Annotated in this window: 23 protein-coding genes and 1 tRNA gene; 13 read left to right on the forward strand and 11 right to left on the reverse strand. The window is 67.1% G+C overall.

The genetic code is table 11. From position 1 onward, the window contains the following. Positions 1-2: 2 nt before the first annotated feature. Positions 3-2,363, reverse strand: coding sequence for a bifunctional diguanylate cyclase/phosphodiesterase (locus BLQ49_RS05260; RefSeq protein ID WP_091713960.1), 2,361 nt, complete (start codon positions 2,361-2,363; stop codon positions 3-5). 407 nt (positions 2,364-2,770) lie between these two features. Here BLQ49_RS05260 and BLQ49_RS05265 point away from each other — a divergent pair, with 407 nt between their 5' ends. Continuing rightward, on the forward strand, positions 2,771-3,253 hold the full coding sequence (locus BLQ49_RS05265; protein ID WP_091713961.1) for a DUF1203 domain-containing protein: 483 nt from the start codon (positions 2,771-2,773) through the stop codon (positions 3,251-3,253). A gap of 260 nt (positions 3,254-3,513) precedes the next feature. On the opposite strand, the gene BLQ49_RS05270 is transcribed toward BLQ49_RS05265, so the two are convergent. Then, positions 3,514-4,728 (reverse strand): NADP-dependent isocitrate dehydrogenase, encoded by a 1,215-nt coding sequence (locus BLQ49_RS05270; RefSeq protein WP_091713963.1) that lies wholly within the window; start codon positions 4,726-4,728, stop codon positions 3,514-3,516. A gap of 194 nt (positions 4,729-4,922) precedes the next feature. Here BLQ49_RS05270 and BLQ49_RS05275 point away from each other — a divergent pair, with 194 nt between their 5' ends. After that, entirely contained in the window at positions 4,923-5,696 is a 774-nt protein-coding gene (locus tag BLQ49_RS05275; RefSeq protein ID WP_091713965.1) for an RNA methyltransferase, read from the forward strand. Here BLQ49_RS05275 and BLQ49_RS05280 read toward each other — a convergent pair whose 3' ends face one another. Then, complete coding sequence (locus tag BLQ49_RS05280; protein WP_091713967.1) at positions 5,697-5,882, reverse strand: hypothetical protein; 186 nt, start codon at positions 5,880-5,882, stop codon at positions 5,697-5,699. Between the two features lie 103 nt (positions 5,883-5,985). Between BLQ49_RS05280 and ccmA the strand changes: the two genes are divergently transcribed. Continuing rightward, a complete protein-coding gene (gene ccmA / locus BLQ49_RS05285) occupies positions 5,986-6,624 on the forward strand; it encodes a heme ABC exporter ATP-binding protein CcmA (protein ID WP_091713968.1) in 639 nt (212 codons plus the stop codon). Next, positions 6,621-7,289: a heme exporter protein CcmB gene (gene ccmB / locus BLQ49_RS05290; protein WP_091714494.1), complete on the forward strand. Its 669-nt coding sequence runs from the start codon at positions 6,621-6,623 to the stop codon at positions 7,287-7,289. Before ccmA ends, ccmB begins: the two co-directional genes overlap by 4 nt. A gap of 56 nt (positions 7,290-7,345) precedes the next feature. On the opposite strand, the gene BLQ49_RS05295 is transcribed toward ccmB, so the two are convergent. The 3 genes from BLQ49_RS05295 to BLQ49_RS05305 form a co-directional block, all read right to left on the reverse strand. Next, positions 7,346-7,585 carry a hypothetical protein gene (locus tag BLQ49_RS05295; protein ID WP_091713970.1) on the reverse strand — a complete coding sequence of 80 codons (240 nt, stop codon included), beginning with the start codon at positions 7,583-7,585 and terminating at the stop codon, positions 7,346-7,348. Positions 7,586-7,721: 136 nt separating this feature from the next. Continuing rightward, positions 7,722-8,126 (reverse strand): hypothetical protein, encoded by a 405-nt coding sequence (locus tag BLQ49_RS05300; RefSeq protein ID WP_091713971.1) that lies wholly within the window; start codon positions 8,124-8,126, stop codon positions 7,722-7,724. 701 nt (positions 8,127-8,827) lie between these two features. Beyond that, entirely contained in the window at positions 8,828-9,514 is a 687-nt protein-coding gene (locus BLQ49_RS05305; RefSeq protein ID WP_091713973.1) for a hypothetical protein, read from the reverse strand. 273 nt (positions 9,515-9,787) lie between these two features. On the opposite strand from BLQ49_RS05305, the gene rpsT reads away from it, so the two are divergent. The 4 genes from rpsT (at position 9,788) to BLQ49_RS05325 (ending at position 14,099) form a co-directional block, all read left to right on the forward strand. Further along, on the forward strand, positions 9,788-10,054 hold the full coding sequence (gene rpsT, locus BLQ49_RS05310) for a 30S ribosomal protein S20 (RefSeq protein WP_007561677.1): 267 nt from the start codon (positions 9,788-9,790) through the stop codon (positions 10,052-10,054). Between the two features lie 497 nt (positions 10,055-10,551). Then, positions 10,552-12,045, forward strand: coding sequence for a chromosomal replication initiator protein DnaA (dnaA, locus tag BLQ49_RS05315; RefSeq protein WP_091714496.1), 1,494 nt, complete (start codon positions 10,552-10,554; stop codon positions 12,043-12,045). Between the two features lie 219 nt (positions 12,046-12,264). After that, positions 12,265-13,473, forward strand: a complete 1,209-nt coding sequence (locus BLQ49_RS05320) for an acetyl-CoA C-acetyltransferase (protein ID WP_091714498.1) — start codon at positions 12,265-12,267, stop codon at positions 13,471-13,473. 122 nt (positions 13,474-13,595) lie between these two features. Next, entirely contained in the window at positions 13,596-14,099 is a 504-nt protein-coding gene (locus BLQ49_RS05325; RefSeq protein WP_091713974.1) for a DUF2059 domain-containing protein, read from the forward strand. Between the two features lie 30 nt (positions 14,100-14,129). On the opposite strand, the gene BLQ49_RS05330 is transcribed toward BLQ49_RS05325, so the two are convergent. Next, positions 14,130-14,909: an EAL domain-containing protein gene (locus BLQ49_RS05330; RefSeq protein ID WP_091713976.1), complete on the reverse strand. Its 780-nt coding sequence runs from the start codon at positions 14,907-14,909 to the stop codon at positions 14,130-14,132. A 113-nt stretch (positions 14,910-15,022) separates the two neighbouring features. On the opposite strand from BLQ49_RS05330, the gene BLQ49_RS05335 reads away from it, so the two are divergent. Beyond that, complete coding sequence (locus BLQ49_RS05335; RefSeq protein WP_091713977.1) at positions 15,023-17,224, forward strand: 3-hydroxyacyl-CoA dehydrogenase NAD-binding domain-containing protein; 2,202 nt, start codon at positions 15,023-15,025, stop codon at positions 17,222-17,224. A 2-nt stretch (positions 17,225-17,226) separates the two neighbouring features. Here the strand turns inward: BLQ49_RS05335 and BLQ49_RS05340 are convergent, their stop codons facing one another. Then, positions 17,227-18,171, reverse strand: coding sequence for a LysR substrate-binding domain-containing protein (locus BLQ49_RS05340; protein WP_091713979.1), 945 nt, complete (start codon positions 18,169-18,171; stop codon positions 17,227-17,229). A 125-nt stretch (positions 18,172-18,296) separates the two neighbouring features. On the opposite strand from BLQ49_RS05340, the gene BLQ49_RS05345 reads away from it, so the two are divergent. Both BLQ49_RS05345 and BLQ49_RS05350 read left to right on the forward strand, forming a co-directional pair. Then, complete coding sequence (locus BLQ49_RS05345) at positions 18,297-19,196, forward strand: amino acid ABC transporter substrate-binding protein (RefSeq protein ID WP_091713981.1); 900 nt, start codon at positions 18,297-18,299, stop codon at positions 19,194-19,196. A gap of 31 nt (positions 19,197-19,227) precedes the next feature. Then, on the forward strand, positions 19,228-20,277 hold the full coding sequence (locus tag BLQ49_RS05350; RefSeq protein ID WP_244507451.1) for a threonine aldolase family protein: 1,050 nt from the start codon (positions 19,228-19,230) through the stop codon (positions 20,275-20,277). A 6-nt stretch (positions 20,278-20,283) separates the two neighbouring features. On the opposite strand, the gene BLQ49_RS05355 is transcribed toward BLQ49_RS05350, so the two are convergent. The 3 genes from BLQ49_RS05355 to BLQ49_RS05365 all read right to left on the reverse strand — a co-directional run bounded on the left by BLQ49_RS05355 (position 20,284) and on the right by BLQ49_RS05365 (position 25,018). Beyond that, the gene (locus BLQ49_RS05355; RefSeq protein ID WP_091713984.1) at positions 20,284-21,147 is read right to left on the reverse strand and encodes a 3'-5' exonuclease; all 864 of its coding nucleotides are present in this window, start codon (positions 21,145-21,147) and stop codon (positions 20,284-20,286) included. A 72-nt stretch (positions 21,148-21,219) separates the two neighbouring features. Further along, positions 21,220-23,652, reverse strand: coding sequence for an NAD-dependent DNA ligase LigA (ligA, locus tag BLQ49_RS05360; RefSeq protein ID WP_091713986.1), 2,433 nt, complete (start codon positions 23,650-23,652; stop codon positions 21,220-21,222). Between the two features lie 64 nt (positions 23,653-23,716). Further along, complete coding sequence (locus tag BLQ49_RS05365) at positions 23,717-25,018, reverse strand: MFS transporter (protein ID WP_091713987.1); 1,302 nt, start codon at positions 25,016-25,018, stop codon at positions 23,717-23,719. A gap of 120 nt (positions 25,019-25,138) precedes the next feature. On the opposite strand from BLQ49_RS05365, the gene BLQ49_RS05370 reads away from it, so the two are divergent. Both BLQ49_RS05370 and BLQ49_RS05375 read left to right on the forward strand, forming a co-directional pair. Next, positions 25,139-25,831 (forward strand): 4'-phosphopantetheinyl transferase family protein, encoded by a 693-nt coding sequence (locus tag BLQ49_RS05370; protein WP_091713989.1) that lies wholly within the window; start codon positions 25,139-25,141, stop codon positions 25,829-25,831. A gap of 83 nt (positions 25,832-25,914) precedes the next feature. Continuing rightward, positions 25,915-25,991 (forward strand) — tRNA-Pro (locus tag BLQ49_RS05375). Positions 25,992-26,042 lie beyond the last annotated feature (51 nt).

Raw genomic sequence — 26,042 nt, forward strand, 5'->3', positions numbered from 1 at the left:
AATCAGGCGGCCATCGCCGAAAGGTTAAGGAAGGTCAAGAAATCGGCGAACGGTAACGGCCGGCTGACATGGTATCCTTGAACCTGCCCGCATTGCTCGGCGGCGACGAAGGCATATTGCTCGGCGGTTTCGACCCCTTCGACCGTCGTCGCCATGCCGAGGCAGGCCCCCATCGTGATGATGGCCCGGACGATGGCAGCGCTCTCGCTGTCCTCCGGGAGCATGCGGATGAAGGACCGATCGATTTTGATCTTCGAGAAAGGAAAGCGGCGCAGGTAGCTGAGCGACGAGTAGCCGGTTCCGAAATCGTCCATGGCGAGGGACACACCGATCGCCTTGAGCTTGGTCAGCAGCGCGAGCGTGCGGGCCTCATCCTCGAGCATCACGCCCTCGGTGATCTCGAGTTCGAGCCGGTGGGCGGCGAACCCAGTGGCATCCAGGATCGACGCCACCAAGTCCGGAAGATGGTCGTCGCGGAACTGCACCGGCGACAGGTTTACCGCGAGCGTGATCGTGCTCGGCCACGCTGCCGCGTCGCTGCATGCGGTGCGCAGCACCCAGGCGCCGAGTTGCGCGATCAGGCCTGTCTCTTCCGCGAGGGGGATGAAGTCCGCAGGCGGGATGAGGCCCTGCTCCGGATGACGCCAGCGGACCAGGGCCTCCGCTGCCGTCACCGCTCCAGTCTGGGCATCGACCAATGGCTGATAGTGGACTTCGAACTCACCGGCGGTCAGGGCGCGACGCATGTCAGCCTCTAGGCGGCTGCGCAGCAACATCTGTGCTGCCATGGCCGGCTCGAACAACCTGAACGTTCCCTTGCCCTCCGCTTTCGCCTTGTACAGGGCGAGATCGGCGTTCCGCAACAATTCGTCGCCGTGATGTCCGTCCTGATGGCCGATTGCGATGCCGACACTCGCGCCGACATGGACGAGCTGAGTATCGAGCAGGAAAACCCGATTCATCGCCGCAACGAGCCGCGCGGCGACCGCCCCAGGATCCGAAACGGCGGTTCTATCGAGCAGGAGGATCGCGAACTCGTCGCCGCCGAAACGCGCGACGATGTCCCCTTCGGCGAGGGCGGATTGCAGACGGGCGGCGACCTTGCGCAACAACTCGTCGCCCATTGCGTGGCCGAGGGTATCGTTCACGAACTTGAAGCGATCGAGGTCGAGCATCAAGACGGCGAAGCCATCTTCCTGCTCACGCTGGGCGGCGACGCGGTGCGCCAGCAGATCGCCGAACCGCGCCCGGTTCGGCAGCCCCGTCACGGCGTCCGTGAAAGCCAGGGTGCGCAGGCGGGCTTCCGAACGCAAACGCTCCCGCTGATCGCGGAAGGCGATGACCGTCTGCCGCTTGTGACCGAGGGAGATCTCCTTCCGCAGCACGCGAACCGGAACGGACTGACCATCGGCACCGATTAGTTCGGCTTCGCGCTCCTCCTGTTCCGGGATGTCGGACGCGATGAGACCCGGCAGAAGCCGCGTCAGGCGGCAATTGACGAGCTGGGCCTGCGACATGCCCGACAGGCGTTCGAGGCTGCGGTTGGCGGTGGTGATGTACTCGCCGTCGCACACGGCCAAGCCTTCGAGCGCTACGCTGGCCAACTCGCGCAGACGTTCGCGATCGCGGCGGATCTGCGCCCGTGCGTTGAGGGTCATGCGCAGCCCGAAGAAGGCGAGCGTCATCAGACCGAAGGAGACAGCGGCGATCACGGGTGCGATGGTCGATGGCGCGATCGCGGTATCCGGCAACGGTACGGCTGGATCGAAGGTGAGGGTCATCGCGGTCATCCCCCCGAGGTGGAGAACGACGATGGCCAACAGGAGCAAGGGGCCAGCAAGGCGGCGCACGGCGCGCTCGCGTTCACCCGCGAGGATCAAGGCCAAGCCCGACAGGCTGAGGCTGGCTAGGATGGTCGGGGGGACCACGCCCATGTCCCAGAGGACATGTCCCGTGACCCGGTAGGAGGCTTGCCCCACGTAATGAAGGGCCGTCACACCCAGTCCGATGATGACGCCGGCCAGGAAGCGACGCTGGCGGCGTTGCGCTCCAATGGACAGCCAAACCCCCAAACCGATGCCGCCGATCACCAAGAGCAGGGATGCTGCGGTCAGGATTGGCTCGAAGCCTGCCGCCATGCCGGGCTGGAAAGCCAGCAGCGCGATCATGTGCGTCGCCCACGCCGTACATCCACCGGCGACGATGCTGACGATACCCCATTTCCTTCGGAGCAGCCCTTCGGAACGGGCTGCGTGAGAGGCAATGGCGGAGGTCGCATAGATGCCGACGATGCAGACGAGCGCCGCCAATAGCAGCAACCGTTCATCGTGCTGCTGCGTAACGCAGGTTAGAATGGCACGCATGTCAAACTCCTGGGTCGACTCGTACCTGCTGGAGCTTATGCTTTCATGAAGTTTTTCCTGGCGATTTCGCGCTCAACTTAGTCGGGCTATGGCTAAGAAACATGGAGAAACGACACCGGATATTTGCCGCATGCCGAAGCCCAAGGACGCTGAGCGATCACTGCCGGCGGGTCGGAGAACCGGATAGGCACAAGGAGTTTCCGCCTCCTGCTCACCGTTCGTCCACGCAGGGTGGTTTCTGGCCGGTCCGTTTCTGAGTGAAATGGCAAGCGAGGGATGTCGGCGTCTCGCTCTGCACCGATACGTAGCGGCAGTCCACATCGCGAATGGTTGCGGCGATTGGATAGCAAGAAGCGGGATGCGACCCACGGCACCGGGTTTTACGGACGCGCTCCGGAGGTGCGCACATGACGAGGTTTCGATGCGTTGCGATTGCGACAGAGACAGCCGATCGATTTCGAGACAGTGGAATAGATGATCGCGGCAATCGCGTTCGTAAGGTCGTCGCAACAGCGAGTGGCGGATTTCCATGCAGGCATTGCCTGCAACTCGCTGTTCCAGGAGAGACGATGCTGCTCGGATCCTACGATTTACCTCAGCCACGTGGCATTTATTGGACGCCCAGTCCCATTTTTCTTCACGAGGCCGATTGCCCCCGTCACGAGGTCATCAACGAGATCGCTCCCATCGTGCGAGCGAACCCACTCGTTTCAGTCAGAGCGTATGATGCAGAGCATCAATGCCTCTACGACCTTGGACGGGTTTGTTCGGGGGAGGATGTCGGTGATCCTCTGCAACGTGCTCTCACAGACCTGCGCACGCGGTTCGTGAACATCCATACAGCACGACCCGGGTGCTTATTGTCCCTCGTCGAACGCGTGCGCGATTGAGGCGGGAGCGCTCCGAGATTGCCAATGCGCGGCGATGACCGCGTTTGGGAAGCGCCGGTAACTCTGGATAGGTCTGACGGGCGTCGTTAGCAGCCACTCGCCGCAACACACGGACGTATGCGCGCGGGGCTCGCGCGGTTCACCTGTTCCGATTGCGTCAGCGCGCCATCCCGCTGCGTGCGCAAGGCCGTCCACGCAACGAAACGGCGGGCGCCGCAAGGACGCCCGCCGCATTCAGTCAGACCGGAGGCCTGTACACCTCACGCACCCATGGCGGTCTTGAGGTTCTGATCGACCTTGTCGAGGAAGCCCGTGGTCGAAAGCCACTTCTGGTCGGGCCCGACGAGGAGCGCCAGATCCTTGGTCATGTAGCCCGCCTCGACCGTATCGACGCAGACCTTCTCAAGGGTGGCAGAGAACTTCGCCAGATCGTCGTTGCCGTCAAGCTTGGCGCGGTGCGACAGGCCGCGGGTCCAGGCGAAGATCGAGGCAATCGAGTTGGTCGAGGTCTCGCGGCCCTTCTGGTGCTCGCGGAAGTGGCGGGTGACCGTGCCGTGGGCGGCCTCGGCCTCCACGGTCTGGCCGTCCGGCGTCATCAGCACGGAGGTCATGAGGCCGAGCGAGCCGAAGCCCTGCGCGGCGGTATCCGACTGCACGTCGCCGTCGTAGTTCTTGCAGGCCCAGACGTAGCCGCCCGACCACTTGAGGCACGAGGCCACCATGTCGTCGATCAGGCGGTGCTCGTAGGTGATGCCGAGCGGCTTGAACTTCGCCTCGAACTCCTCCTCGTAGACCTTCTGGAACAGGTCCTTGAACCGGCCGTCATAGGCCTTGAGGATGGTGTTCTTGGTCGACAGGTAGACCGGGTACTTGCGGGCGAGGCCGTAGTTCAGCGAGGCGCGGGCGAAGTCGATGATCGACTGGTCGAGGTTGTACATCGACATGGCGACGCCGGCCTCGGGGAACTTGAACACCTCCTTCTCGATGACCGTGCCGTCATCGCCCTCGAACTTGATGGTGAGGCGGCCCTTGCCGGGCACCTTGAAGTCCGTGGCGCGGTACTGGTCGCCGTAGGCGTGGCGGCCGATCACGAAGGGCTGGGTCCAGCCGGGCACGAGCCGCGGCACGTTCTTGCAGATGATCGGCTCGCGGAAGATCACGCCGCCCAGGATGTTGCGGATCGTGCCGTTCGGCGACCGCCACATCTCCTTCAGGTTGAACTCCTTCACGCGGGCCTCGTCCGGCGTGATGGTGGCGCATTTCACGCCGACGCCGTGGCGCTTGATCGCCTCGGCGGCATCGACCGTCACCTTGTCGTTGGTGGCATCGCGGTGCTCGACGCCGAGGTCGTAATATTCGAGATCGACATCGAGATAGGGGTGGATCAGCTTGTTCTTGATCTCGGCCCAGATGATCCGGGTCATCTCGTCGCCGTCGAGCTCGACGACCGGGTTCGCAACCTTGATCTTCGCCATGGAACGATGCCTTCCGCGTTGTCCCTGCGCACGGCATGCAAGGGCCGTGCGGTCGCCCGCCCGGACGGGTCGGACGGAAATTCGCCCCGCGACATAGCGCGGCCTTTCCGGCGACGGAAGGCGCGGGCTGTCATCCGGGCGGCTTCGTCACCCGGGCCTCGACGGGCGAGGGCCGGCCATGCCAGACCGCCCGCATGACGAGCCGAGACGCACAGGGCGACGCCCCCAGGAAGGTCACTGAACTGCCGCTGGGGATCGCCCCCACGGTGATCCTGGTCGAGCCGCAACTCGCCGAGAATATCGGCATGACGGCCCGCGCCATGGCGAATTTCGGCCTGTCGGACCTGCGCCTCGTCAATCCGAAGAACGGCTGGCCCAAGAAGGGCGTGCGCGAGGCGGCCTCGGGCGCGACCCACGTCCTCGACCGCGCGACGCTCTTCGGCAGCGTCGCCGAGGCGATCGCCGATTGCCACTATGTGCTCGCCACCACGGCGCGCGAGCGCGGACAGATGAAGCGGGTGTTTTCGCCCGATGACGCCATGGCCGAGCTGGTCGCCCGGGAGGGCCAGCGGACCGCGGTGATGTTCGGCCGCGAGCGGGTCGGGCTCACCAACGACGAGGTGTCGCTGGCTGACGCCATCGTGACCTTTCCGGTCTCGCCGGATTTCCCCTCGCTCAACCTTGCCCAGGCGGTGCTGCTTGTCGGCTACGCATGGCGCCAGGCGAGCGGGCGGGCGCACCTGCCGTTCTCGGGCGAGCTGCTCTCGCCGCCGGCGACCCGCGAGGCGCTGGTCGCGCTGTTCGGGAACCTGGAGGCAGCCCTCGACACCGCCGGCTTCTATCCGCCGGAGAAGCGCGACATCATCGCCCGCAACATGCGCGACATGCTCCACCGCATGAGCCTGACCGAGCAGGATGTCCGGACCTTTCGCGGCGCGCTGCGGGCGCTCACCCGCAAGGGCACCTGATTACTCGCCGGCCGGCTCTATCTCCGGCGGCTTGCCGCCACCGAAGCAGCGCCCGACCGCGTCCCAGAACGCGGCCTGCTCCTCCGGAGTACAGGCGGCTATGCGCGCCTCGACCTTGGCGCGGCCGGCCACCGCGTCGGGCGTCGCGGCGACATCCGCCTCGCTCGGGTTCCTCGCCTCGGCCATCGGCAAACCTCCGTTTCGGGACGAAAGCTCAGCTCGGCCGTGCGGTTCCGTTCCACGGCGCAATCGGGCATGGAGGGCGGAACGGGACGGGGCGGGGGATCGGGTGCGGCTCAGCGTGGACAATCTGGCCTGCCGCCGCTCCGGGCGCCGCATCTTCGCCAACCTGTCCTTCGCCCTCGGGCCCGGCGACGCCCTCGCGGTCACCGGGCGGAACGGCGCCGGCAAGTCGAGCCTGCTCGCCATTCTCACCGGACGGTTGCGGCCGGATGCCGGGCGGATCACGATCACCGATGTTGGGGAGGCCAGCCTGCCGGAATGCCTGCACGCGGTCGGCCATCGCGACGGCCTGAAGAGTTCGCTCACCGCGGGGGAAAATCTGCTGTTCGCCCAGCGTCTCCTGGGGGCGCCGCGCCTGTCGCCCGGTGACGCCCTGGAGCGGCTCGGCCTCGGCCATGCCCACGATTTGCCGGTGGCTTATCTCTCGGCCGGTCAGCGGCGGCGTGTGGCGCTGGCGCGGCTCCTCGTCTGCGCCCGGCCGCTCTGGCTACTCGACGAGCCGACGGCGGCCCTCGATACGGCCTCGCAGGCGGTCCTCGCCGGCCTGATGGCGGCACACCGGGCCGAGGGCGGGCTCGTGATCGCGGCAACGCACCAGACGCTTGGTCTTACGGACGCCGCCGAGCTGCGCATCGAGACGGCCGCCGCTGACGCCGTCCTGGACGTGTCGGAGGAGTGGGCGTGATCCGCGCATTCCTCGCCCTCATCGCCCGCGACCTGCGCCTGTCCGGTCGGGTCGGCGGGTCCGGCGCCCTATCGCTGGTCTTCTTCCTGATGATCGTCGCCCTGGTGCCCTTCGCCCTGGGCCCCGATCTGAATCTGCTCTCGCGGATCGGACCTGCAATCCTATGGCTCGCCGCCGTGCTGGCGACGTTGATCGGCCTCGACCGCCTGTTCCAGGCCGACGAGGAGGACGGCTCCCTCGACCTGATGACCGCCGCGCCGGTGCCGCTCGAACTGGTGGTGCTGGGCAAGGTGACGGCACACTGGCTGACCACCGGCCTGCCCCTTGCGCTGGCCGCGCCGCTCTTCGGCCTGCTCGTCGCCCTCGACGGCACCGCCATGAGCGCCACGGCCCTGACGCTGCTCGCCGGGACGCCGGCGCTCAGCTTCATCGGCGCGGTGGGCGCGGCGCTGACGGCCTCGATCCGCCGGGGTGGGCTGATTCTGGCTGTGCTGGTGCTGCCGCTGATGATCCCGACGCTGATCTTCGGCGTCTCGGCCGCCCAGGCGGCGAGCGGGGGGACGGTGCCGTTCCTCGTGCCCCTGGCCGTGCTGGCCGCGCTGACGCTGATCGCCGCCGTGGTCGGGACGCTGGCGGCGGCGGCGGCTTTGCGCTGGCCGGAATGAGGCTTGACGATCGAACGTTGCGTCCTGCCGACGGCCGCAATAGCGCATTGCCGAACCTAATCCATCGGATTCTCGGCCAGTATCTTCAGCAGATAATCATACTCTCCATCGATGTCTTCGGTCCCTCGGAAGGTCGATACCTCGACGTGGTTGTCGTCAAAGCATTCGATCTCGAGGCGCAACCCGTAGAGCGTTGCGTCGACCCTGATCGTATCCGGCCGATCCCGCGCAAGCCGGAAGGAAATTTTGGCTTCCTCCAGCCTCTTCAGCACGTCGAAAACCCTGATGTTTTCCATATCCAAAGCTCATTGCTGAGATATCGAGCCAAATAATGGCGGTATCGATGTGTTATATATGTATTTCAGGCGCGTAATAAATTGTTTTGATCGATTGATTCCCATCGGGGTGATAGATGATTTAGCCGAATCTGCCTCAAAGAGTGTGCTCTAAGGGAAATGGCGTTGAACGCCAGTAAGGCTCAAGCTTCGTGCCGATCATGTTCGAGGCCTCCCAGCCGTGCAGCAACCGCGCCAGCGCTGCGCGGTCCCCAGCCATCAGCGGTTCGGTTAACAGACAAAACTGGTCGTAGACGTAATCGTCCGAATCATCTGAAACGGTCGTGCGCGGTACATACTTGTGCATCACAGATTGCCACTGGGCTTGTGCGGCCGGAATTTCGCCAAGCGCGACATGCATCAGCGCCTTCCAAGGCGGATACTGGGCAAAGGAATTGTGCTGATGTGAACGAAGGTGGGCGATCGTCTTCTCCAATGTATCGAGAGAGGAGAATACCGGCAGGATTCTGGCTTCGACTTGATCGATAAAGTCGCCCGGCATGGTGGGATCATCTCATTCGAACAGCCCGGTTTGCCCCTTGGGCTTGTATTGCAGTGATCGGCCTATTAGCGAATACGCTCCACTCCGACTGATAAACGCATAGTGTCCCGGCTCGAACCGAGTATCTATCCACCAATCGACTGTAAAATACCCCCTTTTTGGTCTATTGTGAATACGGATATAACGACTCCAGTGAGTGACCGGAAGATAGACTATTATATTGCCGGTGGCCATGATGAGGTTGTTGTGTCGTTGGAGCAGAGGTTTGGCCAGCCTCTTGATCTGGGGAGCCGAGCTCATGTCTGCGGTCGTACCTGAATGATGATGATTCGCCGAAGGTAAGGATAATTCCTGATGGTGGCTGCAGCGAGTTGTGCTGCCCGCGCCATTGAGATCCCTTCATTCCCAGTCTTATGATCATAGACGCAGACAGTCTGTGTCGCCTTCACATTTTCCAAAAGATCAAGTCGGACATTGCCTGGCTTGTAGGGGTTTGGCGTTCCTCCTCTTGGATCGAGCAGGATTTCTGCCTTAAAGTCGGGATCTTCCTGGGAGTTTACCCGTCTCGCGACCTCAATATGTACTTTGTTGCCAAAATCCTTCGCGTCTCGAAAATTCCCTGACGCGCGGACTGACTTGGTAACATCATTGACAATGGCTAAGATTTCTCCATTGCGCGGGCATGCGCCGTCGAGAGCCTGCTAATTAAGCTTTCCAACCCAGGGCGTTAGAGCCGGTTGGGTAGCTGTGCCGGGATCGAATTCGTGTGCGGTCAGGCCTAAAACCGTTCCAAAGCCATCGTCCTGAGCCGACAGGACCGCCAAGAGTGACAGGGCGAGTTCAAGGGTCCGCACCGCTTCAACAGCGGCGAGCGCACCTTCGATTGCCAGCGGGACAGCCGGCAGAAAGGCCGGCTGTACGAGCGGTTCCGAGACGAGGTCAGTTGCAGTGAAAGTACTGCGCGAGAGCACATCACCGGTCTGACCATCCCGAATCGTCTGCGTCGCGCCGGATGTCTCGAAGATCCGGCTTTCGCCGTCCGGGGCGATAACCGTGTGCTGTTCGTCGAACGGCTTTCGCCCGGCGTGTATTCGGATCGACAGGACGTGCGTCCCATCCTCCAGCGTGGTGCTCTCCGTGAGAGGGGGCGGATCCTGAGACAACGCCCCCTCGGGCCGATCTCCTTGAAGCGAGGTCCATTGGCCGCTGCTCGGTCCCTGCACCCACTCGCCGCCGTTTGGCTGTCCTGCTGGAGCGCGCGGCTGCGTCTCCCAACCTTTGGCTTGGAGTTGCCGCTGCAGGCGGATCAGCTTGGTCTCCAGGGAGAGGCCGGCAAGAACGTTGCGCAGCACGATCGCCTCGCCGTGCGCTTGAGACTCGTCACGCATCGTCGCCCCGCCGTTCCGCCCTAATGCGACCCGTCTGGAACAAAACAAGAACATAGGAAAAATGTCAAGATCTAAGACATGTGGCTCGCCCGGGTGCGTGCGGTTTGTTCCGCGTTGACGCAGCGCGCACCCCTCACTATAGAGACCGCTTCGCCGAGGGGCCGCGTTTTCGCGCGCGCTGCGTCTCGGCCATCGCCAGACAACCTGACGCGACGACCGATCTCCGGCCCAGCCGGCCCGTCGGCATCGCCCGACGAAGAGAACGAGGATTCCATGGCCAACACCGCTTCGGCCAAGAAGATGACCCGCAAGATCGCCAAGCGCACGGCGATCAACCGCTCGCGCCGCTCGCGCATGCGCACCTTCGTCCGCAAGGTCGAGGAGGCCATCGCCACCGGCAACCAGCAGGACGCGCTCGCCGCGCTCCGCGCCGCCGAGCCCGAGATGATGCGTGCCGCCCAGCACGGCATCGTTCATAAGAACAATGCCTCGCGGAAGGTCTCGCGGCTGGCCGCTCGGGTGAAGGCGCTCGCCGCCTAAACCACCGCCTCTTTCAGACGGTTTGAAGCCCGGCTCCATGAGCCGGGCTTTTTTGTTGCCCGGTTCCTTGCCTGCATCGCGGCCCGCCGATCGAAGCTGGAGCTGAAAGGTCGGGAACCATTAACCCTGTTCAAGAATCGGCGACATTGCAGAGTCTCGGCGCGCCGTGTAGCTTAACAAAACCTGACACCGATCAAGCAAAACGCGGCACGTCCGGGTTTCTGGCGAATCGTTCTGATTCGCCAAGACTCTAGCGGGACCGCTTGGCGCCGGCCGGAAGACTTTCGGAGGGGAGTCTACGCCATCCCCACAAGTCCCACTGTTAAAGGAACCGTAGGTAATTGTTGATAGGCTCTTCCAATCAGCAAAAGTTCCTCGTGAAGGGCTTGACTCTGTTCGAGGAACTCGGTCCCGCCCGTCCGCGCGGGACTCTGAGGGCGTAAATCGTGCGTAGGCGCGGCCTGCGGGATTCCGGGGCAGCGTCGGGAGAGCCAATGATGCGTGTCGACGGAACGGTGGCGAGCGACGACGAGGGCAGCCGCAACGGCGGCGGCACCATGGATTACGGATCCGCCTGGGCCCGCGTGAAGCGCCGTCTGCGCGCCGAGCTGGGCGAGGATGTCTTCGCGAGCTGGTTCGCCCGCCTCGAACTGGAGGCGGTCTCGGGCGGTACGGCCCGCCTTACGGTGCCGACCCGCTTCCTCAAGAGCTGGATCGAGTCACACTATCTCGACCGCGTGCTCGGCACCTTCAAGGCAGAAGTCGAGGAGATCGCGCGCATCGAGGTCGGCGTGCGCGGCTCCGGCGCCCCGGTCCGCACGGTCGCGACGGGCGCACCGAAGGCCGGCCCCGCCAGCGGTCCGCTCGCCCGTCTGCACGCGGCCGGTACCCCGGTTCCCGTGGCCGCGGTTGCGCCGGAGCTCCGCCCGGCCACGGAAGCCGGGGGCGATCTGAGCGGCACGCCGCTTGATGCACGGCTGACCTTCGCGAGCTTCGTGATCGGTCGCTCCAACGCCCTGGCGCACGCCGCCGCCGAGCGGGTGGCCGCCCACCAGGGGGAGGGGGCGCTCTACAACCCGCTCTACCTCCATGCTGGCGTCGGCCTCGGCAAGACGCACCTGCTCCACGGGATCGGCCACGCCGCCCGAGAGGCGGGGCGCCGGGTGATCTACCTGACGGCTGACCGGTTCATGTACGGCTTCGTCAACGCCCTGAAGACGCAGTCCGCCCTGGCCTACAAGGAACGCCTGCGCGGGATCGACCTGCTCATCCTTGACGATGTGCAGTTCATCCAGGGCAAGTCGATCCAGGCCGAGTTCGGCCACACGATCAACGCCCTGATCGATGCCGGCCGGCAGGTTGTAGTCGCCTCCGACCGGCCGCCGACCGAGCTGGAGGCGCTGGACGAGCGGGTCCGCTCGCGCCTCGGCGGCGGCCTCGTGGTCGAGATCACCTCCCTCGACGAGGCCCTGCGGGTCTCGATCCTGTCGGCGCGGCTCGCCGCCGTGCGGGCCTCGCACCCGGGCTTCGATGTCTCGCCGCAGGTGGCGTCCTACGTAGCCCGGGCGATCACCGCCAACGGCCGCGACCTGGAAGGCGCCGTGAACCGCCTGCTGGCGCACGCCACGCTCACCGGCACCGCGGTGACGATGGAGACGGCGGAGGCCGCGATCCGCGACCTCGTGAAGAATCGCGAGCCGAAGCGCATCAAGATCGAGGACATCCAGAAGCTGGTAGCCTCGCGCTACAACGTCTCGCGGTCGGACATCCTGTCGGAGCGCCGCACCGCCGCCGTGGTCAAGCCGCGCCAGATCGCCATGTACCTCTCGAAGGTACTGACGCTACGCTCGCTGCCCGAGATCGGCCGGCGCTTCGGCGGGCGCGACCATACGACGGTGCTGCACGCGGTCCGCAAGATCGAGAAGCAGATCGGCGAAGATTCGGTGCTCGGCGATGAAGTCGAGTTGCTGAAGCGGATGCTGCAGGACTAACCGACCCACAAGTCCCGGCCGGACTTTAACTGGCCGGGGATCGGCGATGCCTTCGGGACGATCGCCGCCAAATTCTCCGCCCTGTCACGCGTCCTCCGCCGGCACCATGCAGTTGGGGCTGGTCGAGGGCGCGCGCGCCGTGGCAGACTGGCGCGAACCGAGACGGCCCTGTAAGGCCGCGTCGCCGCGAGGCGAGGACGGACACCCCGGGGAGTGCTGATGACGGACGCCTTCATCTACGACCACGTGCGCACGCCCCGCGGGCGCGGCAAGGCGGATGGCTCCCTGCACGAGGTCACGGCCCTGCGCCTCGCCGAGACGGCGCTCCGCGCCCTCAAGGATCGCACCGGGCTCGACACCGGCCTCGTTGACGACGTGATTCTGGGCTGCGTCGACCCGGTCGGCGAGGCGGGTGGCGACATCGCCCGGGCGGCGGCCCTGGTGGCGGATTACGGCGCCCACGTGCCCGGTGTGCAGATCAACCGGTTCTGCGCCTCCGGCCTCGATGCGGTGAACTTCGCGGCCGCGCAGGTGATGAGCGGGCAGCACGAGATGGCGGTCGGCGGCGGCGTCGAATCGATGAGCCGCATCGGCATCGGCGCGTCGGGGGGCGCCTGGCCGGTGGATCCCGCAATCGCGATCAAATCCTACTTCATGCCGCAGGGCGTCTCGGCCGACCTGATCGCCACCAAGTACGGCTTCACCCGGGCGGAGTGCGACGCCTACGCGGTCCGCTCGCAGGAGCGGTCGGCGAAGTCCTGGGGCGAGGGCAGGTTCAACGGCTCCGTGGTTCCGGTGCGCGACGTGAACGGTATCACCCTGCTCGACCGCGATGAGCACATGCGTCCCGGCACCGACATGCAGTCGCTCGCCGCGCTGAAGGCCTCCTTCGTGCAGATGGGCCAGATGGGCGGTTTCGACGCCGTGGCCACCGATGCGCATCCCGATGTCGAGGCGGTGGACCACGTCCATCACGCCGGCAATTCCTCGGGCATCGTGGACGGCGCGGCCGCCGTGCTGGTCGGCTCGAAGGCAGCCGGCGAGGCTGCGGGCCTGCGCCCGCGCGCGCGCATCCGGGCGTTTGCCAATATCGGCTCTGACCCGGCGCTGATGCTCACCGGCCCGGTGGACGTCACCCGGAAGGTCCTGGCCAAGTCCGGGATGAGCCTGTCGGACATCGACCTGTTCGAGGTGAACGAGGCCTTCGCGGCGGTGGTCCTGCGCTTCTGCCAAGCCTTCGACCTCGACCCCGACGTCGTCAACGTGAACGGCGGCGCCATCGCGCTCGGCCACCCCCTCGGTGCGACGGGCGCGATGATCCTCGGCACGGCGCTGGACGAGCTGGAGCGGACCGGCAAGGAGCGGGCGCTGATCACGCTGTGCATCGGCGCCGGCATGGGGACGGCGACGATCATCGAGCGGGTTTGATCCAGGGTGCGGCCCCGGAACGTTGTGCCGCCGCTCCCAAAAGTCCGGGAACGCTGCTAGAGGCGCGGGCGACGACTGGCCCGAACCTGGGCCAGCCGAGAAAATCTACGGGAGACAAGCCCTTGAACCGCCTGATCGCGACGCTGTGCCTCGGCGTCACCCTGAGCCTGCCGCTCGCCGCCCACGCCGACGAGGCGGCGGACCGCGTCGCCACGGCCACGACCCTCGTGAACAAGACCCTCATCAAGAATCTGCAGACCGGTTTCAACGTCGCGCTGGAGAAGACCGTCGCGCCTATGCCGGAGGCCCGCGCCGAGGCCGTGCGCAAGGAACTCACCGACGAGTTCGAGAAGCAGCGCAAGATCATGGTCGAGGGACTGTCGAAGGAATACGCCGAGAAGTTCAGCCTCGCGGAGCTGAAGCATCTCGACGAGATCTATTCCGATCCGACCTACCTCAAGTTCCAGACGATGAACGCCGATCCGAACTCCTCGGTTACGGCGATCTCACAGAACTCGGTCACCAAGCTGCTCAACATGCTGGCGGTGGCCTCGGCGACCGACAATACGCCGAAGCCCGGCACGGCGCCGATGCCGCCCGCCGCGGCGCCCGTTCCGGCGAAATAAGCGATGGTTGCCGCGCGCTCCCGGCTGGCCTCAGGCCGCGCGCGCGGCTTCCTTCGGCGCGAAGCCGGCGACTGGGGGCAGCGCCTCCAGCATCGGCTTGGCGAAATGATAGCCCTGCATCAGGTCGATCCCGAGGGCGCGCAGGGCCTCGCGTTCCGCCGCGGTCTCGATCCCCTCGGCCAGAACCGTCACGCCGAGCGCCCGGGCGATCGCGACGACCCCCGACACGATGGCATGGCGTCCGGCGTCTGTGTCGAGGCCACGCAGCAGATCCATGTCGACCTTGATCAGGTCGGGGCGGAAATTCGCCAGCAGGCTCAGGCCGGCGAAGCCAGCGCCGAAATCGTCGAGGGCGGTCAGGAAGCCCTGTTTGCGATAGGCGGTGACGATGCGCTGGACATGCGCGATGTCGCGGAAGCGCTCCTGCTCGGTGAACTCGAACATCAGGCGCTGGTGGGCGAAGTCGACGCGTCGCGCCGCCTCCAGGGAGGCGCGGATGCAGGCGACCGGCTCGTAGACGGCGTTCGGCATGAAGTTGATCGAGAGCCGCGTGTCGCTGTCCCGCGGGAAGAGCCGGCCGGCGAGCTCGATCGCCCGAACGCGGGCGGCTTGATCGAACTGGTAGCGGTTCTCGTCCGTCACCCGGCTGAGGATCGTCGGAGCCGGCTCCCCGTTGGGGCCGCGCACCAGGGCCTCGTAGGCCCAGATCGACCCCGTGCCGACGTCCACGATGGGCTGGAACGCCATCGAGAAATCGAAGTCGAGGGCGGAACCCGCGCGGCAGGCGCGGCACCCGGTTTCCTTCGTCATGATCGGCGTCCGTCGGTGCCCCCCGACTCGCCGTATGTGCCTGACTGCGCTCTACACAACCTTAACGTGACCGCTTTGGTATCTTTCCGACGCTTTCCTGGGAGGACGGCACCATGACGCTGACCGATTTCCGGTTCGAGACCGATGCCGACGGCATCGCCCTGGCGACCTGGGACATGCCCGGCCGGTCGATGAACGTCATCACCGAAGCCGTGATGGACCAGCTCGAGCAGATCATCGAGCAGGTCGCCTCCGATGCCGCCATCAAGGGCTGCGTTATCGCCACCGGCAAGGACAATTTCTCCGCCGGCGCCGACCTCACCATGCTACAGGGCCATCGCAGCGCCTACGAGACGCTCAAGGCCGAGCAGGGCGAGGAGGCGGCCATGCGCTACTTCTTCGAGGCGTCCCGGCGCCTGTCGCTGCTGTTCCGGCGGCTGGAGACCTGCGGCAAGCCCTTCGCGGCGGCGATCCAGGGCCTGTGCCTCGGCGGCGCCTTCGAGCTGGCCCTGTCGTGCCACCACCGGGTTGCCTCCGACGACGCGAAGACCCGAGTCGGCCTGCCGGAGATCAAGGTCGGCCTGTTCCCGGGCGGCGGCGGCACGCAGCGCGTCGCCCGGCTGATGCAGACCGGCGACGCCCTCCAGATGCTGTTCAAGGGCGAGCAGATCCGCGCGCCGATGGCGAAGGGCATGGGCCTGATCCACGCGGTGGCACCGCAGGCCGAGATCGTCGAACGCGCCAAGGCCTGGATCCGCGAGGGCGGCTCGGCGGTGGCGCCCTGGGACGTGCCGAAATTCAAGGCCCCTTCCGGCAAGGTCTACTCGCCCGCCGGCATGATGATCTGGCCGCCGGCCAACGCGATCTACCGGCGCGAGACGCACGACAACTACCCCGCCGCCAAGGCGATCCTGGCCTCCGTGTACGAGGGCCTGCAGCTGCCGATGGATCTCGCCCTGCGGGTGGAGAGCCGGTACTTCGCGCATATCCTGCGCAGCAAGGAAGCGGCGGCGATGATTCGCACGCTGTTCATCTCCATGGGCGAGCTGAACAAGGGCGCGCGCCGGCCGAAGGATGTGCCGGCCACGAATCTGCTGAAGGTCGGCGTGATCGGCGCGGGCTTCATGGGCGCCGGCGTGGCCTATGTGACGGCCCAGGCCGGTATCGAGGTGGTGCTGGTCGATCAGTCGGTGGAGGCCGCCGAGAAGGGCAAGGCCTACGCCCACACGCTGATCACCGGCCAGATCAACAAGGGCCGCGCCAAGACCGCGGACCGGGACGCCCTGCTCGGTCGTATCCAGGCGACAGACGACTACGCCGCGCTGGCCGGGTGCGACCTCGTGATCGAGGCGGTGTTCGAGGATCCGAAGGTGAAGGCCGAGGTGATCCGGAAGGTCGAGGCGGTGATCCGCCCGGACGCGATCTTCGCCTCCAACACCTCGACGCTGCCGATCACCGGGCTCGCCATGAGTTCGCAGCGGCCCGATCAGTTCGTCGGCATCCACTTCTTCTCGCCGGTCGAGAAGATGATGCTGGTCGAGATCATCAAGGGCGAAGCCACCGGCGACGCGGCGCTCGCCACGGCCCTCGACTACGTGCGACTGATCAAGAAGACCCCGATCGTCGTCAACGACGCCCGCGGCTTCTTCGCCAACCGCTGCGTCGGCGCCTACATCCTCGAAGGCCACAAGATGCTGGCCGAGGGCGTACCGCCCGCCATGATCGAGAGCGCCGGCCGTCAGGCCGGCATGCCGGTCGGGCCGCTCTCGCTCAACGACGAGGTCGCCCTCGATCTCGTGCTGAAGATCGCCAAGGCCACCGAGGCGCAGGTCGGGGCGGGGGCCGTCGATCCAGCCCAGAAGGCGATCCTGTCCGAGCTGGTGGAGAAGCAGGGCCGCCTCGGCCGGAAGAATCGCAAGGGGTTTTACGATTACCCCGAGGGCGCCCCGAAGCGCCTCTGGCCCGGCCTGAAGGATCTCCAGCCTAACCGCCAGGACCCAGAATCCGTCGATTTCAACGAGCTGAAGCAGCGGCTCCTGGTCGTGCAGGCGCTGGAGGCCGCCCGCACGGTGGGCGAGGGCGTGGTGACGGATCCCCGCGAGGCGGATGTGGGCTCGATCCTCGGCTTCGGCTTCGCGCCGTTCACCGGGGGGGCGTTGTCCTATATCGACTTCATGGGCGCGGCAGCCTTCGTCGATCTGGCCCGAAAGCTGGAAGCCAAGCACGGCCCGCGGTTCCACCTGCCCGACATCCTCGCCGTTATGGCTGAGCGAGGCGGCACCTTCTACGGAGAGGCCCAGAAGCGCGCCGCCTGAGTTCAGCCGGCCGGGCGCCCGATCGCGGCGTCCGGCAGGTCGGCGAGTTCCTCCAGCAGGACCGCCCGGGCGCAGGCGCCGAAGGCCCGCATGAGGCGTCCCCGCGCGTGATCGGGTGGGAACAGCAGGGCGAAATGCACCGGCAGGGCAGGGGCGAAGGGCCGGATCGCGATTGGTGAGACCTTTGCCTCTTCGTAGGCGGCCAGCGGGTTCATGATGCTGACCCCGAGCCCGGCCGAGACGAGGGTGCAGATCGAGGCGCCAAGACCGGCTTCGGCGGTGATGCTGAGCGTAACGCCCGCCGTCTCGAAGACGGCCTCGGTCCGATCGCGCAGGGCACTGCCGAGCGAGGCCGCGACGAAGGGCACATCGCGCAAATCCTCCGGGCCGAGCGCTGCACGCGCCGACAGCGGATGATCCTGCGGAAGCACCGCCACGCAAGCCCGTGTCTCGACATGATCGAGCCTCGCTTTGGGCAGGTCGCCGTACAGCATCGTGAGTGCGGCATCGCAGGATCCGGTCGCGATCCAATGGTTCACGGTCTCGTCGTCACCGGAATGGATCGCCACGATCACGTCCGGATGCGCGGCGCGGAAGCGCACAACCGCCCGTGCCAGCAGGCTCCCGGCCAGCCGTGGCATGGCGGCCACCCGCAGGCGCTCGGCGCCGAAGGCCCGGATCCGCGCAGCCGCCGCCTCCAGGCTGGTGATTCCCATGAAGGCCCGCTCCACCTCGGCGTGAAAGCGCGTGCCGTCCAGGGAGGGCACGACCCGGCTGCCGCTGCGGTCGAACAGGGGTAGACCCGTGATCGCCTCCAGCTGCGCGATCAGGCGGCTCACCTGCGGCTGCGAGGTGTGGAGCTGCCGGCTCGCCTCGGTCATGGAGCCTGTGGCCACCACAGCCCGGAAGGCCTCGATGTGCCGGAAGGTCATCCGCCGTTGGGCCATATCAGATCCGTATGCTCGGGCCATCAATCGGCATTGGACGCCGGTGCGCGGCCGCTCCTAGGATCAGCCGGCAAAGCTTGGGATGCAGAGTTTGGCATAACCGGGGGGTTCGGATCGTGTCGAGGATGCTTTCGCTCATCGTGGCCGCGTCGTGCTGGGTCGGGCTCGCCGCACCGTCGGCCGCAGAGGGGCGCCTCGACAAGATCCGCGCGACGGGCCAGATCAGCCTCGGCTTCCCGGACGCGTCACCGCCCTTCGGCTTCCTCGACCAGAATGCCAAGCCGGTCGGCTATTCGCTTGAGATATGCGAGCACGCGGCCGAAAAGCTCAAGACCGCGCTCGGCCTGCCCAAGCTCGACATCCGCCGGGTACCGGTCATGTCGGCCACGCGAATCCCCCTGATCAACAACGGCACCATTGATCTCGAATGCGGCACCGCCAGCAATCTGCCGGAGCGGCACAAGCTGATCGCGTTCGCGCCGACCACCTTCGTGGCGCAGGTTGTGCTGACGGCCAAGAAGGACTCGCCGGTCGACGTGAACGACATCGCCTCGTTTCGCGGCAAGGCCATCTCGGCTCAGGCGGGCGGCGAGACCCAGCGCGTCGCGACGCGGATCAACGTCCGCGACAAGCTCAATATCCAAGTGATGCCCGCCAAGGACACCGCTGAGGTCTTCCTGCTGTTGGAGACCGGCCGCGCCGCGGGGACGATCAACGACGATGCCCTTGCGCACGCAACGGTGGCGGGCGCGAAGCAGCCGGGCGATTACAAGATCGGCACCAAGGGCCTCGAATTCGCGCCTTACGGAATTCTGGAGCCGAAGGACGATCCGGCCTTCAAGGCGGCCGTCGACAAGGCCGTGATCGAGCTGATCCAGGACGGCACCGTGGCGCGCCTCTACAGCCGCTACTTCGAGCAGCCGATCCCGCCAAGAGGCATCAATCTCGAATTGCCGATGAGCGACGTGCTCAAGCGTGCCTTGGCCAACCCGACCGATTCCGGTGATGAGGCGGCCTACCGCTAGGGCGGCCGGTGCATTCGAGATGCAGAGCGATATGGCTGTTGTCGCCGAAGCCCCCACCGTGGTTGACCTGCGCAGCGACACGGTGACCCGACCGACCGAGGCGATGTACGCCCGGATGCGGGTTGCGCCCCTCGGCGACGACGGGCTCGACGCCGACCCGACCGCACGGGCGCTGGAGGAGACGGCGGCTGCAATGCTCGGCAAGGCGGCCGGCCTGTTCGTGCCGAGCTGCACGATGGGCAACCTCCTGGCGATCCTCGCGCAGGTCCAGCGTAGCGAGCAGGTCCTGCTCGAAACGCAGGCCCACATGATCAACACCGAGCGCGGTGCCGCTACCCTGACGGGGGCGTTCCTGCTCGGCATACCCGGCGCAGACGGCGCCATGGACCTCGAACGGTTGGGGGATGCGCTACGCCCGGCCGCGAGCCCGCTCCGGACCGCCATGATCGCGCTCGAGACATCCCATAACGCCGCGGGCGGCACCGTTCCCCCGTTGGCCCACATGGCGGCGGTGGCGGATCTCGCCCGTGCGCACGGCATCCCTGTCCATCTCGACGGCGCCCGCCTGTTCAACGCCGCCACGCATCTCGGCGTCGAGCCGGCTGATCTCACCCGGCATGTCGATACGGTGTCGCTCTGCCTGTCGAAGGGTTTGAGTGCGCCCGTTGGCGCGGTGCTGGCCGGCAGCGGGCCGGTGATCGCGACGGCACGGCGGCTGAGGAAGATGATCGGCGGCACCCAGCGTCAGGTCGGCGTGGTGGCGGCGGCGGGCCTTGAAGCGATCACCACCATGGGCGCACGGCTCGCCGAGGATCATGACCGGGCCCGGCAACTCAGCGACGGGCTGAACGCCCTGCGGCCCACCCTCTCGGCAAATGTCCCCCAGACCAACATCGTGCAGGTCGATCTTGCGCGAACCCGACGCGACAGCGAGCGCTGGGTGGGCGATCTCGAGGCGCTCGGCATCCGTACGCGCCCGCTCGGCGAAAGGCGGCTCCGGCTGGTGACACACCGGCACATCACGGCCGGGGATGTCGAACGCACGGTGGCGGCTTTCCGGACCTGCCTCATCGCGGCCTGAGCGGGATCAGGCCGCGCCGGCGACCCGCATTTTCGCGCCGAGCATACGGGCGAGGAGCACGACATCGGAGGCGTTGTCCGATATCAGGTGAGTGATATCGCCGACCTCGAGAGCCTTCACGTGGCGGCAGCGCACGCCGTAGCGGCCGGCCGTGCAAGTACACCGCAATTGTGGGCCCCCTGGCCGTTCCTCGAGCGCCACGGTGTAGCGGTTGCCGGTTGATCCCAGCATGGTGAAGCGCAGGGCGGCGGGTTCGGCCGGAAACGCCGCCATCGCGCGCCCGCTGATCGCCCCCAGCGCCCGACGGGGCGGGCCGCCGGCCGCCCGCGTGATCGGCAGACCCAGCGCGGCGGCCAGAGCGTGCACGTCCGCAGCGTCCCGCTCGCGCATCGCCGCCAGCGCGATCTCCGCGCAGGCATAGGCATCCTCGCCGGCATCGTGGTGCTCGAAACGGATCCCGAGGCGCCGAGCCACCTTCCCCAGCCCACAGCCCTCCGGCGCCGGGAACACCCGCCGCGCGACCTGCACCGTGCACAGATAGGCGAGGTCCGGCACCGGCAGACCGGCCCGCGCGAGTCCGGCGCGCAGGACGCCGATATCGAAGCTGGCGTTATGGGCCAGGATGAGCCCACGGCTGAGATCGCCCAGATAGGGCGCCATCGCGGTGGCGAAGTCGGGCGCGTCCGCGACGTTCGCCGGAAGGATACCGTGGACCCGGATGTTGCCCGGCGCGAACCGCATCTCGGGCGGGCGGATCAGGTGGCTTTCCCGGCGCACGACCCGGCCATCCGCGATCCAGGCGAGCCCAACCGCGCAGGCGCTGTCACGCCGCTCATTGGCCGTCTCGAAGTCGAGGGCCAGGACCGTCATCGGGGATCGACCATACCGGGCGCGCGTTCGCGGGGTGTTCTCCCGCTGGTTTAGGCTGCCCGGACTCCGGCTTCAAGTCTGCGCGACCATCGCGAGCCAGTCGTCTTCCGAAACGACCCGGACGCCGTGCTTCTGGGCGTCCTTCAGCTTGGAGCCTGCTCCCGGGCCGGCCACGACAAGGTCGGTCTTGGCCGAAACGGAGCCTGACACCTTCGCACCTAAACGCTCGGCCACCGCCTTGGCCTCGTTACGGGTCATCTTCTCCAGGGTGCCGGTGAACACCACGGTCTTGCCCGCGAAGGCCGCGGCCGAAGCCGCCTGCTCCATCGGTTCGACGTCGATCTCGTCGAGCAGGGCCGCGACGGCCTCCGCGTTGTGCGGCTCGGCGAAGAACAGAATCAGCGCGTCGGTCGCCACCGGCCCGATCTCGCCGTCATCGGCGAAGAACCGGTAGGCATCCCCAGGGCATTGTAGTGCGGCCCGGGCGATCGCGGCGCGGACCGCGTCGGCGTCGCCGTAATGGGCCAGGAGGTTGGCGCGCTGGACCGCGCTCAAGCGCGCCCGCTCAGTGCCGGGGCTCGCCTCGTCCTCCGGGAAGCCAAGGTCGAGCAGCCGGTCGCGAGTCGTGCCTCCGACCCGTGGGACGGCTGTCAGCTCGACCCAGTCGGGACCGGGCTGCGCCGCGGCGGCCTCGCGGATCGCCGCGATCAGCGACGGCATGTCCGGAAAACGCTTGGCCAAAGCCTTGGCGGTCGATTCGCCGATCTGCGGGATACCGAGGGCAAAGAGCAGACGATTCATCGGTATGCGGCGGCGCGCCTCGACGCCGGCGAGCAGGTTCTTGATCGCCTTATCGTCTTCCTCGCCCTTCTTCTTGGTCGCCTTCTTGGGCGGCTCGGCCGCCCCGGATTCCGCTCGCCGCTCGGCCGAGAGCGCCTCGCGCCGGGCCACGATGGCGGCCTTCAGCGTGTCGAAGTCGAGCCGGAACAGGTCGGCCGGCTGGCGCACCAACCCGGCCTCGAACAGGACCTCGATATAGGTTTCGCCGAAGCCCTCGATGTCGAAGCCGTTGCGCGAGACGAAATGCTTCAGCCGTTCGACCCCCTGCGCCGGACAGATCAGGCCGCCGGTGCAGCGGCGCACCGCGTCGGCGCGGCCGGTGCGGGCGTTGATCGCCCGTACGGCGCGGCTTCCGCAGGCCGGGCAGGTGTCCGGAAAGGCGAAGGGCTTCGATTCCGCCGGGCGCTTGGTGAGATCGACATCCATGACCTTCGGGATGACGTCGCCGGCCCGGACCACCGTCACCGTGTCGCCCACGCGGATGTCGCGGCCGTCGCGGATCGGCTCGCCGTCAGCGCCGACGCCCTTCACGTAGCCCTCGTTGTGCAGGGTCGCGTTGGAAACGACGACGCCGCCGACCGTCACCGGCCGCAGCTTCGCCAGGGGGTTCAGAGAGCCGGTGCGGCCGACATTGATGACGATGTCCTCCACGATCGTCGTCGCCTCCTGGGCGGCGAATTTGTGGGCGAGCGCCCAGCGGGGCGAACGCGAGACGAACCCGAGCCGCTTCTGGAGCGCGAGGTCGTCGACCTTGTAGACCACGCCGTCGATGTCGTAGCCGAGCCCGGCCCTGTCGGCCTCGATCCGCCGGTAATGCGCGAGCATCGCGTCGAGATCGGTGAAGGTCTGGGTCAGCGGGTTCACGGGCAGGCCCCAGTCCGCGAAGCGCTGTAGGGCCCCGGTCTGTGTCTCGGCGATTGGGTTTGAGAGTTCGCCCCAGGCATAGGCGAAGAACTTGAGCGGCCGGGACGCCGTTATCGCGGGATCGAGCTGGCGCAGACTGCCCGCCGCGGCGTTGCGGGGATTGGCGAAGAGCGGTTTGCCGGCCGCCTCCTGACGCGCGTTGATGGCGGCAAAATCGGCGTGGGAGAGGTAGACTTCGCCGCGCACCTCGCAGATCTCCGGCCAGCCGGTACCTTCGAGCACCGCCGGTATGTCTCCGACCGTCTGGGCATTGGCGGTGACGTTCTCGCCCACCTCGCCGTCGCCGCGGGTCGCGGCGGTGTCGAGCCGGCCGTTCGTGTAGCGTAGCGACAGCGACAGGCCGTCGATCTTCGGCTCGGCCGTGAAGGCGAGCGGCGCGTCCTCCGGCCAGCCCAGGAAGCGGCGCACCCGGGCCACGAACTCGGCCACCTCGGCATCGTCGAAGGCGTTGCCGAGCGACAGCATCGGCACGGCGTGCCGCACCTTGGCGAATTTTTCCGAGGGCTTGGCTCCGACCGAGGTGCTGGCGGCGCCTGTACCGGCGAGATCGGGGAAGCGGCTCTCCAGCGCCTCCAGGCGTCGGCGCAGGCGATCGTATTCCGCATCGGAAATCTCCGGCGCGTCCTCCTGATGATAGAGCCTGTCGGCTTCCAGGATCGCCGCCGAGAGGCGCGCATATTCGGCGCGTGCCTCCTCGGCAGTCAGGTCGAGATCGGGCGTGTCGGTTTTCGCAGCGGCCATGGCGGGGTTCTAGCGCATCGCCGGCCGGCCGGGAGTCGCGCGCGCGCGACGTCCCCGCTTTCCCTCATGCTCGGGCGGCGAGCAGATTGCCGCGGCCGGCGATCCGGAGCGCGCCCAGAAAGACCGCCGCGACAAACACCGCGACCATCGCCAGCGGCAGAACCGGTGCGAGCCACCCGGCCAAGGCGGTGCCGGCGACGGAGCCGAGGTTCATCGCCGCCATGTAGACCTCGAATTGCGTCGCCGCGCCCGCGCGTCCGCGGCTCGCCTGCAGCAGCGCCGGCATGAGCGCCACGATCAGCAGGCCTGGCAACATGTTGGTCAGCGCCAGGATCACCGGCCCGGCGGGCCCGACAAGCCCTACGGCGATCAGGGCGCCGGCCGACAGGAAGGTGGCGGCGCTGGCGAGCAGGAGAGCCCGCAGCGGCCGGATCGGGCCCACCCTGTCGGACCAGAAGCCGACCACCAGTGCTCCCGCGGTGCCGCTCGCGAGCGCCAGCCCGGCTTGCAGGCGAGACAGGGCGGCTGGATCCCAGGCCTGGCGCTGAAGCAGGTCCACCGAGAAGGGCAATTCGAACAGACCGAGGGCGCCGTCGAGGCCGAAGCACAGGGCCAGCAGCCACAGGGCCCGCGGCCGCTTCAGGCCGATCAGGAGACGGCGCAGGAATCGGCGGAACGGCAAGCGGCGCGGCACCGGCCCGCGCCGGGTCAGGGTCGCGAGCGCGTCTCCGGGTGCCTCGCGGACCAGCAGGATCGGCAGGCTCGCCAGGACGGCAGCGGCGAGGAGCCAGCGGGCACTCACGGCCAACCCGTATGCCGTCAGCATCCACGCGAAGACGGCTGCGCTGAGGCTGCTCCCAGTGACGAAGCCCGCCCGCGTGCAACCGCTGATCCGGCCGAGTTCGGTCTCCGGAACGTGGTCCATGATCATCCGGTCGCAGGCGGTATCGAGGAGCGCCGCGCACAGGCTGTGCACCAGGAAGATCAGCCCGAGCCAGCCGAGCCGATCCTCTGATCCCCACAACAGCAGCGCCAGCGTGACGTGACAGCCGAGCAGCGCCGCAACCGCGAAGTACCGACGTCGGCCCATCCGAAAGTCGCCGGCCCGGTCGACCACCGGCCCCCATAGGATCGGCTGCAGGGTCCAGGGCAGACCGGCGAGGGCGAAATGGAAGCCGATTTCCGCGGCCGAGACACCCCGAGCCGTGAGATGGTTGGCCAAGGCGGTCAGCGAGAAGCCGGCGATTAGACCCTGGTAGAAATAGGTGGCGCAGAAGACGAGATAGCGGGTGCGACGGCCGGCGAGGCTCGGCGGCGTTCGTGGGGCGATCACCGCGGGCGCCAGCGTGGGGCCGCTCAGGAGCATCGGCCCTTGCCCGCCCCGAGCAAGGGCGCGAGGATTCTCATGTCGCCCTCATCCGCTTCGTGCCGTGCCCATGCCAGCCTACAACTCTAGGCCTAACTCGAAGAGACTGCGAGGGATCGCATGAGCGCGGCGGACATCTGGCTCGTCGATCTCGCCCTGCCGCCTGTTCAGATCGAGCGCTGCGCGCACGTTCTCGACGCGTCGGAGCGCGAACGCGCCGAGAGGTTCCTGCGCCCCGTGGATCGCGCGCGCTTCATCATGAGCCACGCGGCACTCCGGCTCGTCCTGTCCGGGGCGCTCGCCTGTAGGCCCTCATCCATCCGCATCACGGCCGATGCGTTCGGCAAGCCTCGGCTCGCCGATCCCGGCGAGGGCGCGATCGCGTTCAACCTCTCGCATTCCGGAGCCCGCGCCCTCATCGGGCTGGCCGAAGCCCCTTCTATCGGCGTCGATATCGAGGCCCTGCGGCCGATCCCCGACGCCCTGCGGATCGCGCATGGGCATTTCGCGGGGGACGAAACCGCGGCGCTCGCGGACCTACCGCTGGAGGCTCGCGCGTCGGCGTTCTTCGACCTCTGGACTCGGAAGGAGGCTGTGGTGAAGGCGCTCGGCGCGGGTCTGTCCCTCCCGCTCGACCGGTTCAGCGTGACGGTGCCTCCGGCGCCGCCGCGCATGCTGCGGGGCGGGGAGGCCTGGACGCTCGCCACGATAGAGGCCGGGGCGGATTATGCCGCCACCGTGGCCGTGCCGGCGACCGGGGTTACGCTCCGGCACCATACGCTGCCGACAGATTGGCCCGATCATCTCGGCTGAACCCGCAAGACCACGCTTGCGGCGCGGCGAAGGCACAGCTATAAGCCCGCTCGCCGGCACCGACAGCGATGCGGACCGGCCTTCGGAGTGTAGCGCAGTCTGGTAGCGCACCACGTTCGGGACGTGGGGGTCGCAGGTTCAAATCCTGCCACTCCGACCACTGTTTCCTTAGGGAAACCGGTCTTCCCGGCTCAGAGAGCAAATCCCGACC

Source organism: Methylobacterium phyllostachyos (genome assembly GCF_900103445.1).
Taxonomy (GTDB): domain Bacteria; phylum Pseudomonadota; class Alphaproteobacteria; order Rhizobiales; family Beijerinckiaceae; genus Methylobacterium; species Methylobacterium phyllostachyos.